Source organism: Agrobacterium tumefaciens, assembly GCA_025560025.1.
Lineage (GTDB): Bacteria > Pseudomonadota > Alphaproteobacteria > Rhizobiales > Rhizobiaceae > Agrobacterium.
This window is the reverse complement of the sequence record CP048486.1, coordinates 2,117,181-2,128,760: the sequence shown is the minus strand read 5'-3', so window position 1 is coordinate 2,128,760 and position 11,580 is coordinate 2,117,181. Positions and strand designations below refer to the sequence as shown.

Genomic DNA, 11,580 nt, shown 5'->3' with positions numbered 1-11,580 from the left:
CGCCATTCAAATCTGATATCAACTCCAATCAAATCCATCTCGGCCATATAGTTTCCACGCATAACAATTCCCCAGTCAAAGCAGCAAATTCAACATAAAATTCATATATTTATGCGCAATAGTCCCGCAATCCGCAAATTGCAGGCTATAAAGTCGATTTTATCAGCGGATTCTCGTCCGCCTTCAGTCATGCATATATAATCCATTGCAACATATATTTTATATGTTTCCGGGCTGGTTGTCGTATAAATATATGTTTATGGGAGCCTTCAAGATCGCAGCTGGCCTACCCTATTCATATCCGCCAACGAATCCGTATTCTCCTTTTGGTTGTGTAAATATTGCTTCTTGAGCTGCCGATTTCGAAGCTTTGCCCTGGCATAAAGAGATCGTGCCAGCTTTCTCCTCATCAATGCAGTATCCGCCAGGGCAGCAAGGACGTACATCTCGTAAAGACCCATCAAACACACCTTTCCTATCACGCGACGCGTTTGCGACCGTGTTATGAGCTTCATCTCTTTTTTCCATCAGCCTTTCAGCTCGATGGGCATTGCAACGGGGCACTGAAAATTGCCGCCTATGGGAATGAATGACACTTATCAGTGCCCCGCTTCAGCGGCTTATACCTGTCAGAACATGTCCTTCAGCCAATGCGTTTCGGAGAAATAGAGAGGTCCACCACAAACCCATTCCTATCTCTCCTCCGGTCATTACCAGAGGAATTTCCCTTTCAGACCCAGAAATATGAGAGTGACGTCCCCTCTCACAACCAGCGCTGGCTCCGTATCAAAATCGAAATGCCTTCCGGTTCATCGCGGAACAGGGGCAGTATAGGTCACGCAAATGGGGTGGGGATAAATGGGGAAATAAATGTCCGGTTCAAGCGCAGCGCAGGAAAAAGAGACCGCTGATAGCCTCTTGAAAAGAGGGGTTTTAAGTCCAAAAAAAGCAGACATAGGCTCATTGAGCATGCAACAGATACGAGTATTCGCCACCGTAACCATCTGTCTTTATGTTGACGCTGGCCAATAACCTGACGTTTGTATTAAAAAGCAATTTGCTGTTTTAGTGTCCATTAGGAGCGGGGCAACGCATGTATTGTATTTATACTGATAAGGATGTACCGACCGAAAAATGTAATCTAGACCATGTAGTGCCACTTTCATTGGGAGGGCAGGATGAATTCGTGGTGTGGTCTGACCGCGATGTGAACTCAAAGCTGGGTTCTGAGGTTGACGGCAAGCTAGGCCAAGACAACCTTGTGCGGATGGCTCTTAGAGATGCTGGTGTTAAAGGCCACAGTGGGAAAGAATCCATTCCAGTGTGGAAGAACTCTCAGATAAATGGTCGCCCGACGCAAATAACTTGGGCTAAGGACAAAGTTGTCGCTTGGGATGCCATCGATAGGCGAGAATTATCCGATGACGAATTCATCGGCCAAGAGATGTCGACAACGTGGCAGATTGACCTACATCTTACGACCCGTTTCCTTGCGAAGGTCGCACTCGGCGCTGGATATTTTATATACGGAGATATTTTCCGCTCCATAGTCGATTGTGAGACGCTGCGAGAATTGTCACTCTTAAGTAGAGAAGAAGTCAAGAATAGTTATCGCTTAATGAGTTCATCTATATCAATCTGTGACCGGTTCCATGAAGATTCGCAACCTAATAAACCGGGATATTTGCATCGAGTGATGGCTGAAACAATAAGGCGCTCGATGGTTGTTTCGACCCCTCACGATGATGCAATCAGCATTCACGTAGGTCTGGTTGGCATGTACATCGGCTCCATAATCATTCCAGCAGAAACAAATGACCTCCCAAGGTATGACGAACATGATTTAGGTCATGCCCTGCTTTTGGCCCCAGGCCCTTTCCAGCGCATTTCCTATCGCAGTTTGATGGCCAAAGTTTATCGGCAGCGAACTGGTAAGGAGGCTCCTAGCCTTCCCGCAGGGTAACTATCCGACGGGCGGTATGATAGAGCTGGGCTGTTGGGTGAATTTTTCGGACGCTCGTAAATGAGGCGTAGTGGTATCGCTACGCCGCAGATAGCGACTGGATGGGCAAATATTCGTAAATCCTCCAACAGATCAGGTCAGACAAGTTCCAATTCCGCCATGCCGTTTGATTTATACTGAAGTTCGGCTCTCTGGTAGAAGGCCGAAAATTCAAATATACTATTGTAGCACATCGTCAATCGGAGCTGGCGTAGTAAAGAGTGGCTGCAACTTGAGCCTGACCTTATTCAAATCAGAATTTTTCGTCCGCCCTGAAATATTTAAAATCTCGGAGTGGGCAGGATTTGCTGGGTCATCCATATCTGCAGGTATAGGAGTACTAATGACTGCAAACATTTTTTGTTGATCGTCATCGAATACTTGCTTACAGATATCGCCGGTAATCGCCTTGGCAAGTAAAGCTTCAGTTCGGTTTAACTGCTCATTACCCTCCGCCTTAGCCTGTTGCTTCTTAGCAAGGTGCAGTATCACTGCTTTTATGGCGATTTTCTCTTGATCGACGCTTAATCCATTATCCACGCCTTTAAGATCGCTTTTCGAAAAAGCGGAAGTGCCTATTTCTCTGGTTTTAGGATCGAGATCATCGCTATCCCATACCAAGCGCAACAATACATCTTCAGAAGCTAAATTAGGTCCGCGCAATTGTGGAGTTGCACCATTCGACATTTGACAGCGTGCACCGTATCAAGCCGAATGCTTCTGAAGCAAAGCGACTAACTCATTGGGCAATGGAGTGCTTGCCAATACTTCGTCAGCCTCATACGAACTACCGTTTTTTGTTTCCGCATAAAACGAATACTTTCCGTTCTCAGATATGCTAAGATCCATAAGAAGATCGTCATTCTTCCAAAAAAGAGTGACGTCTCCATCGGCATCAAGTCCAACAAAAGGCTCCACCATGGCTTGCGTCGAAAAGTAGCTACGCAAAAAATCGATCGCAGCGATCTTGATGGAATGCGGCATAGGGACACTGTATGGCCCCTTCCAACCCTCTGTTTTCCCGGCTAGATGCTCTACTCGTGCAACAGCTCCCTTGAGTTGGAGGCTTTGCTCTGTTTCAGAGACGATGCACAGGGCATCCGCCTTGTGCGGCCTCGGCCGTGTTTCAGAAGCATATGCAGGCGGAGAAAAAGCCATGGTTGCAGCAACCATTGCGCCAGCAAAATAAGGTGCTCGCCTGTAGATGATTATTCCTGAAGGTCGAAACGAAGCATCTATTACTGGTTCATCGCAAACGACCATACTGCGAGATACTGAGTCGATTATTTGATGCGCTTTCATGCCCCGAGTAAAGCCGGAGTCAACAAATTCATTCGCGTGTTGGTCAGGGAAATAGTTTGCCGTAGCGGCGACAAACTCACGGTCTTTAGCAGCCAGCGTCATTTATCCCTCCAAACCTAAGCCGATTCTTTTTAACATATCGTCGGTTAATACTTCTCGCAACAGCTTGTGGTTGTTGTCGTGTGCGATACTCATAAACTGCGCAATTTGGCTGTTGTCTATATGGGTAAAACGTCGAAAGCTATCAAGATCGCCGAAACCTTGGCCGCGAAGCAATGACGCGTGGGTAATTGAGACTATCGGTAATTTTGTTCCGACTTGTTCAATTGCATCTATGTTTAGTTGCTGAAGCACATCTAGTCCGAGCTTTTCAGATCGCTCAAACCAACCGGTATAGTTGTGCCATCTAAAGCCACGTGCGAGAACTTGTTGTGCAACGTGCGGGCTATTTCGTCGGACAAGCTGGTTCGCGTCGTACTGAGCGGCACTGCCTTTGAAATCAAACCTATCAACATAGCGAAGACCTACATTTAACAAGGGCAAAAACTGATCGTCGCAGGTGCGAAAAATATGAGCCAATATCCCATACACACGGGGCCAAACCTCGGTCCACCGTGTGTATTCCATACAATGCACAGACACAGAATTTGGCGTAATTCTAGCCAGCCAATCAGGATTTCCGTCTGGTCTAAAATGCTTCCACTCTGCTCCTGGAACTTGGTTCATACTGAAGCCTGAGCTTGATTGCTCAAAAACCATGCCGGGCATAGGATCATTACGCGGCAAGATATCAGCAACATGAGGATAGGCCTCAAGCATCGAAGTCAGTGCGGCCGCCGGGATGTTGTCAAACTCAAAGAAGAAAGTCGCCTCTGAGATGGCATGGCCTTTATTCAAAGGTTCGAACATTTTTATCTCCATTTTTAGCATTACAGACCATACTCGTGGAGCTTGCACGAGCATGACTTTCTGTGAACTGCTCGCCTGTCTCATAGTCGCGCTACGATTATAGTGCAACGGGGAAAGGTGGGGACGGTGAAGATGCGGAACTCCTTTGAGCGACCGGATCGTATCGACGATCAACGAAACAGCAGATTTTTTTACGAGGGGATATTTAAGCCCTCCACGCCAACATTTCCCGTGGGATGCTGCTGGCCTAATCTGCCAAGATCGCCATCTGACGCACTCGTTGCCTTGCCCTCACGAAAACTCCAATGTTGCCCGCGCGAGCTGGGAGATTAACTAATGAGTCATCGCTTAACGACAGCCATTCGAATCTGCGATGCTGCGAAGGCGGTACTTCGAAAGACGCGCAGTTTTCCCAAGGAGGCGTCTACCGAGCAAGACGCCACCCTTCGCATGAAGGAAATGGGGGTTGAACCCATGCTACTTGGTCTCGCCATGGAGCTGGCATTGAAAGCGTGGTTTGTTTTCGATTTCGATGACCCTAAACATTCTAAGTCACATGACCTCTCAAAGCTTTTCGGCCAGCTCAAATCGGAAAGCCAAGAAAAGCTGGATCAAGAGTTTAAGAGGTCGGTTGCACCGTACCACCCCAACATTTTCTATGCCGATTACGGCATTCAACATGTACTTTATAAGCATAAGGACGCCTTCGTAGATTGGCGCTATATCCATGAGCCTAAATCTACGACATTTGAACATGGTACTTTCCAAGCGACTCTGGAAATGGTTCTCAGTGAATTTGACAAACGATACCGCACCGTACCAATGATTCCACTGTGTCAGTACTGACCGCAGTTAGGCTTCCTGTCAGGCATAGTCATGATGCGCTATTGGCCAAACTAGGACCGCCGGCTGTAGGAATGGCAGCTTTTAGGAACTAAATACCCTACTCCAAATGACTGGAATGAGGGTGCAATTAGGCCAAGACAGCCATCGACCATCAATGTCATGCCCATCGCACACCCGAACATTGTGCAGCGCACAAAATTCGGAGGAATAGGCATGAAATTCGGATTTTCAGATACATATCATCCGAAAAAATTCGTCTAAAACTCTCCCAACTCAAGGAGAGAGACCATGACGGACACGACATCAGAATTTGATGGGTCAACAATTGCCCTGGAGGCCGCCGAGGAACCCGCGTGGACAGCTGCGACCTGGTTCGCGGTTCTTTCGATGGCGGCCACCAGCTTTGCGCTGGTATCGGCCGAGTTTTTGCCAGCGGGATTGTTGACGCCCATGGCGCGCGATCTTGGCATTACCGAGGGTACGGCCGGGCAGGTTGTGACGGCGACCGCTTCCGTGGGCGCCGTAACGGCTTTGCTGAGCAATGTTCTCATCGGCAAACTGAACCGCAAGACCGTGCTTGTCGGTCTTAGCGCGCTGGCGATTGGCTCCAACATTCTCGCATCAGTTGCTGCCGATTTCTGGCTATTGTTGGTGGGCCGGGCCGGACTGGGGATTGCGCTCAGTGGTTTCTGGGCGCTTTCGGTTGCCGTTGTGGCGCGGCTCGTCGGCGCGAATTCGACCGGGCGCGGCATGGCTACCGTCACCCTCGGCGTTTCGCTTGCCACCATCGCTGCCCCTTCAATGGGCGCCTTGATCAGTGACTGGCTGGGATGGCGCATCGCCATGTCGATGACGGCGGGACTTGCCATAATTGCCATGCTGCTGCAGATACTCAGCCTGCCATCGCTGCCGGCAAGTACGAGCAACAGTCTTTCCGATGTTCTGCGGCTGACGCGACGGCGCAGCGTTCAACTGGGGATGCTGGCAATCCTGTTGCTGATGACGGGGCATTTTGCCGGTTCGGTCTATGTGCGTCCCTTCCTCGAACAGGTGACGCTGCTTGACACCACGCCGATTGCTCTCGCCCTGCTCGGCTTTGGCGTCGCTTCCGTGATTGGCAATGTGCTGGGGGGCCGGATGGCTGACACCAGTATCCGCCTCGCACTCATCGTTACCGCCGCCCTGATGGCATTTGCGACGATCGCCCTCGTTGTCTGGGGTGTTCATACCGGTGCCGCATTTGCTCTCGTCGCGCTTTGGGGTCTTGCCTTCGGCATGGCGCCTGTGGTGCTGCCGACCAACCTTTCCCGTGGCGCACCCGACGCGCTGGAGGCAGCAGGAAGCCTGATGGTCGTTTCCTTTCAGGTGGCCATCAGTATCGGTGCGGTTTTCGGCGGCTATATCGTTGATTCCTACGGTGCTACGGCTCCGCTGGCGCTGACCGCGATACTGGCTGCATCCACGGTTGCTCTGGCCCTGCTGCAACGCCCCGAGTGATCACGGCCTTGCCGCCTGCCATCATCTGGAGGCGAGGCGTCTGATCAAGCGCAATTGTGCTGGCGTTGCCTGCGCCAGCACACAGGTTTCCACGCTTGCCGTTACCGGCAGGCGGTTTCGTCGTGATCGCATTCGATGCGAGCAACCGTTATTAGTGCAGCCACTCGCAACGATAGGCGAGGACCGGCTCGGCAAAGCCTTTCAGCCTGTAACGATCGCCATGCACGAGGACATCGGCGCTGCCATATTCCTGCAGGGTCTTGTCCGATATCAGAATCTGATCGCTCTCGGCGGCGGCGCAAAGCCTTGCGGCCAGTTGCACGGTCGTGCCGAAGAAATCATTGCTGTCTTCGATTGGCTCACCACAATCCAGTCCGATGCGGATGTGGATGGGTTCGCCGCTATCGATGTTGTAGCGATGGAACTCGCGTTGGATATCAATGGCGCAATCCACCGCAAATGGGATGGAGGCGAACACGGCCATGATGCCATCACCGGTGTGCTTGACCTCCCGTCCCGAGCGCCGCCCCAGACAGCCACGAACGAGAGCATCGTGCGCCCTGATGAGTTCCGCTGCCATACGATCGCCGAGGCGGGCCGTCATTTCGGTTGAGCCGACAATATCCGTGAACAGGATCGCACGGTGGCCGGCATCCATTTTTTTCGAGGCGGCCACGACCGCCACGGGATCCTGTATGCGCCCGAGAAATGCTTCTACGGCCGACAGCGCGACTTCCACCACTTCACTGGCGATAAAGCCGTGCGCTTCCCGATGCACGCATTGCGCGGTTTCAGCGTCCGGGGCATCGATAAGGCAAAAGGCCGTACCACGCCTCTCATCAAACCAGTAGGTTAAAAACCTGACGCCGTACTGATCCTGGATGTTGAGATCTTTAAGGTGTGCCGCGGCTATATCCGCCGCTGAAACTCCGGCAAGCTCGTGCCGGTCCATGAAGATAGGCATTGGTTTCCTCCCAAGAGTATATCGTTGCCTGCTCTTCCAGCCAGTTTACGACTTCCCCCAACCATCGTCTATCGCCCGCGTGGGTGACCCTGACAGGGGCGCCTCACCGGAAAGGGCGATGGTCGTTCGCGTGACAATTTCGGGGCATTCGGCTATGTTACATGGTCTACGAGCATTCACTGACGCAATCAATTTGCGGTCAGCCTTTGCCCGCCAACGAAGCGAATTGGGGGGAATGCAATGACACAGCTCGACGAAACCAAACTACATTCTTTCATTGGCAAAATGCTGGGCGACCTTGGAGGCGCCTTCAGCGTTCCGACTGTCAGGATCGGCTTGAGGCTGCGCCTGTTCGATGCGCTGCATCGGGTGGGGCCGGTGACCTCCGCAGGCCTGGCGACGGCTTCTGGCGGTCTCTCCGAGCGATATGTGAGGGAGTGGGCGCTGGCACAGGCGGCGAACGGCTATATCGACTATGACAGCGGTTCCGAGATGTTCAGCCTCTCACCCGAGCAGGCGATGGTGTTCGTCAACAAGGACAGCCCCTTCTATCTGGAAGGCGCTTTCGATCTGGTGGCGGCGATGATCGAGGGAGAGCCGAAGGTTGAGCGCAGCTTCCGCACCGGCGGCGGGGTGCGATGGGGAGACACGGCAGGTTGCCTGTTCTGCGCAACGGGTGCGTTCTTCCGGCCGGGATATGTGAACAATATCGTACAATCGTGGCTGCCTGCCCTTCAGGGCGTGGAGGAGAAGCTGGTGAAAGGCGCCAAGGTGGCCGATGTCGGCTGTGGCGTTGGCTTCTCGACGATTCTCATGGCCGAGGCCTATCGCAACGCCAGTTTCATCGGCTACGACTTCCATGAGCCATCCATAGAAGAGGCGAACAAACATGCCCGAAGCCATGGGGTGAGCGACCGGGTGACCTTCGTGGCGGCGACGGCCAAGGACATCAGGGATACGGATTTCGATCTCATCACCAGTTACGACTGTCTGCATGATATGGGTGATCCGCGTGGCTGTGCGGGGCATATGTCGCGCATTCTCAAGAAGGACGGCACCTGGATGATCGTCGAGCCCATTGCGGGCGACCGCCCGGCGGACAATATGAACCCCGTCGGCCGCCTCTATTACAATGCATCCACTATGATCTGCGTGCCGACATCGCTTGACCAGGAGGTGGGGGAAGGATTGGGGGCGCAGGCCGGGGAAGCGAAGCTTTCCGAGGTCATCCGCTCGGGTGGCTTTAGCCATGTCAGGCGGGCCTTTACCGGGCCTTTCAACATGGTGCTGGAGGCGCGGGCCTAGGAGGTTCTGCAGGGCAGAGCCCGGTGAAAATGGTTCCAGCTGGCGGCGCTCAGATGCGCCGGGCCTTGATCGTGTTCATGACGAAGCTGGTCTCGATGGTATCGACGCATTTCAGCTTGGCGATCTTCTCCTTGATGAAGCGCTCATAATCCTCCAGCCCGCCGCACATGACCTTCAGCATGTAATCCTTCGAACCGGTGACGAGGTGACATTCGAGAACCTCGTCCCAGTCCAGAACGGCGGCCTCGAACATGCGGATTTCGTCATCGTGCTGGCGGCTGAGGCGGATGGAGGCAAGGGCGGTCATGGTCCATCCCTCGATGGCCGGATCGACGACCGCGGAATAACCCTTGATCACCCCGATCTCTTCCAGCCGTCGCAGCCGGCGCAGGCAGGCGGATGCCGACAGGCCGACCCGCTCGGCCAGTTCATTATTGGTAATCCTTGCATCGGCGTATAATTCTTTCAGAATCCGTCTATCGACCGCATCTGCAATTTTCTGCGACATAAGTGGGAATTCTCCGCAATATATTGCTTTATCAGACATGGATGCGCTTCAGAATGCAAGGTATTTCGGCTGGATTGCATGTAAGCTGCGGAGAGTTCAAAGCCTGTCGAGGAGGATCTACCGGACATGACCGCACCACATCCGTCGAAAACCCATATCGGCAACCACGCCCTGCATCCCGAAACCCAGATGCTCAATTACGGCTATGATCCGGAATTGTCTGAAGGCGCCGTGAAGCCGCCGGTGTTCCTGACATCGACCTTCGTCTTCAAGTCGGCGGAGGACGGGCGCGACTTCTTCGATTATGTCTCCGGGCGCAAGGAGCCGCCGGCAGGCCGGGGCGCCGGCCTCGTTTATTCCCGTTTCAACCATCCCAATAGCGAGATCGTCGAGGATCGTCTCGCCGTTTACGAGCGTACGGAAAGCTGTGCGCTGTTCTCGTCCGGCATGTCCGCCATTTCAACGACGCTGTTCGCTTTCGTGCGGCCGGGTGATACCGTGCTCCATTCCCAGCCTCTCTATGGTGGCACGGAGACGCTGCTCGCAAAGACCTTCCACAATTTCGGCGTTTCGGCCGTGGGTTTCGCCGACGGTGTCAGCGAGGCCTCGGTAGTGGCCGCCGCAGAAGAGGCGATGGCGAAAGGCAGGGTGTCCGTCATCCTCATCGAGACACCCGCCAACCCGACGAACAGCATCGTCGACATCCCGATGATCAGCCGTGTCGCCGACATGATCGGCCAGAAGCAGGGGCACAGGCCTATCATCGCCTGCGACAACACGCTTCTCGGCCCTGTCTTCCAGCGGCCGATCGAGCACGGCGCCGACATCTCGCTCTATTCACTGACAAAATATGTTGGCGGCCACTCCGACCTCATTGCCGGGGCAGCGCTTGGCCGCAAGGATGTGATGAAGCAGGTAAAGGCACTGCGCGGGGCGATCGGCACGCAGCTCGATCCGCATTCCTGCTGGATGCTGGGGCGGTCGCTTGAGACGCTGCAGATCCGGATGGAGCGGGCAAACAGCAATGCGGAGCTGGTGGCCGAATTCCTGAAGGCGCATCCCAAGGTCGAGAAAATCCACTACCTGCCGTTCAACGATCCGGCCTCCCCGGTTGGCAAGGTCTTCGCAGATCAATGCACCGGCGCGGGATCGACCTTCTCCTTCGACATAACCGGCGGGCAGGCAGCGTCTTTCAAATTCCTCAATGCCCTCACCATATTCAAACTCGCGGTCAGCCTTGGCGGCACGGAATCCCTCGCCTCCCATCCGGCAACCATGACACATTCGGGTGTCCCGGCGGATGTGCGCCAGCGCATCGGCGTGCTCGATTCCACCATCCGGCTGTCCATCGGCATCGAACATCCCGACGATCTGATCGCCGACCTCGCCCTCTCCCTGGATGCGGCCTGAGCAGGAGGCAAAGCCCCATTCCCATTGATTTCGACTTCCGAAGCAACCGATGGGAACGCCGAACAAAACGATAGCAAGGATGATATTTGCTTTGCTGTCGCCCCGCGCGCATGGTACCGGCATCAGCAATGGCCGACGGTATCGGAGGCGCGGGGCGATCCCGCAGAATCAAGGCCGTCGCTTCGCATAGTCTCGAATTCGGCACCGATTAAAGATAATCGGCCGGCGACTGCATTGTTCGACAGACCGACTGCCCGGGATTTCGGGCAGGCAGGGTGTCGATGACCGGAAGGCAAGGCTCTTGAGTTGGGATCTGCAGGAATTGTTCCGGCTATATGCGAAAGGCATCGTCAGATCCCTGCGCAGCAGAGGCATAGATTCCGAAACAGCGTCCGATCTGGCGCAGGATGCATTTTTGAAGGTGCTGGCATCACCGCCACCGGCCAGCGCCGCTTCCCACAATCCCAAATCCTACCTTTATACGGTGGCGCGCAATCTCAGCATCGACCACTATCGCCGCGAGCGCAGCCTGCTCCGTGTCGATCTGCCGCAAAATGCCTTCGATGCCATCATCGATCCGTCACCATCCGCGGAAACCATCGTTTACGACCGCCAGCGGCTGCAGCTGGTGGAGCAGGCCCTGGCGGAGCTGCCGCGCCGGGTGCGCGAGGCCTTCCAGCTGCACCGCATGGGGGGGCTGACCATAAGCGAAGTGGCCCAGAAGCTTGGCATGTCCACCACCCGCACCTGGGTTTTGATCCGCGACGCCTACGAACATATAGAGGACCGCCTGAACGGTCTTTAGAAGACGGAAACCGACCGTCCGGCCACCGGTTT

The 11,580-nt window shown here is 54.1% G+C and carries 11 protein-coding genes; 6 read left to right on the top strand and 5 right to left on the bottom strand.

What is annotated here, in order from left to right; genetic code table 11:
• Nucleotides 1–1,093: 1,093 nt before the first annotated feature.
• Nucleotides 1,094–1,963 carry an HNH endonuclease gene (locus FY152_23620; GenBank protein ID UXS35071.1) on the top strand — a complete coding sequence of 290 codons (870 nt, stop codon included), beginning with the start codon at nt 1,094–1,096 and terminating at the stop codon, nt 1,961–1,963.
• 219 nt (nt 1,964–2,182) lie between these two features.
• Here FY152_23620 and FY152_23615 read toward each other — a convergent pair whose 3' ends face one another.
• Genes FY152_23615 through FY152_23605 form a run of 3 tightly spaced genes read right to left on the bottom strand, consistent with a single transcriptional unit; the run spans nt 2,183 to nt 4,213 of the window.
• Nucleotides 2,183–2,689 (bottom strand): hypothetical protein, encoded by a 507-nt coding sequence (locus FY152_23615; GenBank protein ID UXS35070.1) that lies wholly within the window; start codon nt 2,687–2,689, stop codon nt 2,183–2,185.
• An 18-nt stretch (nt 2,690–2,707) separates the two neighbouring features.
• Nucleotides 2,708–3,406, bottom strand: a complete 699-nt coding sequence (locus FY152_23610) for a hypothetical protein (GenBank protein UXS35069.1) — start codon at nt 3,404–3,406, stop codon at nt 2,708–2,710.
• Nucleotides 3,407–4,213, bottom strand: coding sequence for a TIGR04255 family protein (locus tag FY152_23605; GenBank protein ID UXS35068.1), 807 nt, complete (start codon nt 4,211–4,213; stop codon nt 3,407–3,409).
• A 336-nt stretch (nt 4,214–4,549) separates the two neighbouring features.
• Here FY152_23605 and FY152_23600 point away from each other — a divergent pair, with 336 nt between their 5' ends.
• Entirely contained in the window at nt 4,550–5,059 is a 510-nt protein-coding gene (locus FY152_23600; GenBank protein UXS35067.1) for a hypothetical protein, read from the top strand.
• Between the two features lie 288 nt (nt 5,060–5,347).
• A complete protein-coding gene (locus FY152_23595) occupies nt 5,348–6,556 on the top strand; it encodes an MFS transporter (protein UXS35066.1) in 1,209 nt (402 codons plus the stop codon).
• A gap of 151 nt (nt 6,557–6,707) precedes the next feature.
• Here the strand turns inward: FY152_23595 and FY152_23590 are convergent, their stop codons facing one another.
• A complete protein-coding gene (locus FY152_23590; protein ID UXS35065.1) occupies nt 6,708–7,520 on the bottom strand; it encodes a DUF4242 domain-containing protein in 813 nt (270 codons plus the stop codon).
• Nucleotides 7,521–7,760: 240 nt separating this feature from the next.
• Between FY152_23590 and FY152_23585 the strand changes: the two genes are divergently transcribed.
• Nucleotides 7,761–8,825: a methyltransferase domain-containing protein gene (locus tag FY152_23585; GenBank protein UXS35064.1), complete on the top strand. Its 1,065-nt coding sequence runs from the start codon at nt 7,761–7,763 to the stop codon at nt 8,823–8,825.
• A 49-nt stretch (nt 8,826–8,874) separates the two neighbouring features.
• Here FY152_23585 and FY152_23580 read toward each other — a convergent pair whose 3' ends face one another.
• Nucleotides 8,875–9,333: an Lrp/AsnC family transcriptional regulator gene (locus FY152_23580; GenBank protein UXS35063.1), complete on the bottom strand. Its 459-nt coding sequence runs from the start codon at nt 9,331–9,333 to the stop codon at nt 8,875–8,877.
• Between the two features lie 126 nt (nt 9,334–9,459).
• Between FY152_23580 and FY152_23575 the strand changes: the two genes are divergently transcribed.
• A complete protein-coding gene (locus tag FY152_23575) occupies nt 9,460–10,743 on the top strand; it encodes a cystathionine gamma-synthase family protein (GenBank protein UXS35062.1) in 1,284 nt (427 codons plus the stop codon).
• Between the two features lie 259 nt (nt 10,744–11,002).
• Nucleotides 11,003–11,548: an RNA polymerase sigma factor gene (locus FY152_23570; protein ID UXS35177.1), complete on the top strand. Its 546-nt coding sequence runs from the start codon at nt 11,003–11,005 to the stop codon at nt 11,546–11,548.
• The last annotated feature ends 32 nt before the right edge of the window (nt 11,549–11,580 follow it).

Coding starts and splice junctions, on each gene's coding strand:
- FY152_23620 (UXS35071.1), top strand. CDS start 1,094: ATGTATTGTATTTATACTGATAAGGATGTACCGACCGAAAAATGTAAT.
- FY152_23615 (UXS35070.1), bottom strand. CDS start 2,689: ATGTCGAATGGTGCAACTCCACAATTGCGCGGACCTAATTTAGCTTCT.
- FY152_23610 (UXS35069.1), bottom strand. CDS start 3,406: ATGACGCTGGCTGCTAAAGACCGTGAGTTTGTCGCCGCTACGGCAAAC.
- FY152_23605 (UXS35068.1), bottom strand. CDS start 4,213: ATGTTCGAACCTTTGAATAAAGGCCATGCCATCTCAGAGGCGACTTTC.
- FY152_23600 (UXS35067.1), top strand. CDS start 4,550: ATGAGTCATCGCTTAACGACAGCCATTCGAATCTGCGATGCTGCGAAG.
- FY152_23595 (UXS35066.1), top strand. CDS start 5,348: ATGACGGACACGACATCAGAATTTGATGGGTCAACAATTGCCCTGGAG.
- FY152_23590 (UXS35065.1), bottom strand. CDS start 7,520: ATGCCTATCTTCATGGACCGGCACGAGCTTGCCGGAGTTTCAGCGGCG.
- FY152_23585 (UXS35064.1), top strand. CDS start 7,761: ATGACACAGCTCGACGAAACCAAACTACATTCTTTCATTGGCAAAATG.
- FY152_23580 (UXS35063.1), bottom strand. CDS start 9,333: ATGTCGCAGAAAATTGCAGATGCGGTCGATAGACGGATTCTGAAAGAA.
- FY152_23575 (UXS35062.1), top strand. CDS start 9,460: ATGACCGCACCACATCCGTCGAAAACCCATATCGGCAACCACGCCCTG.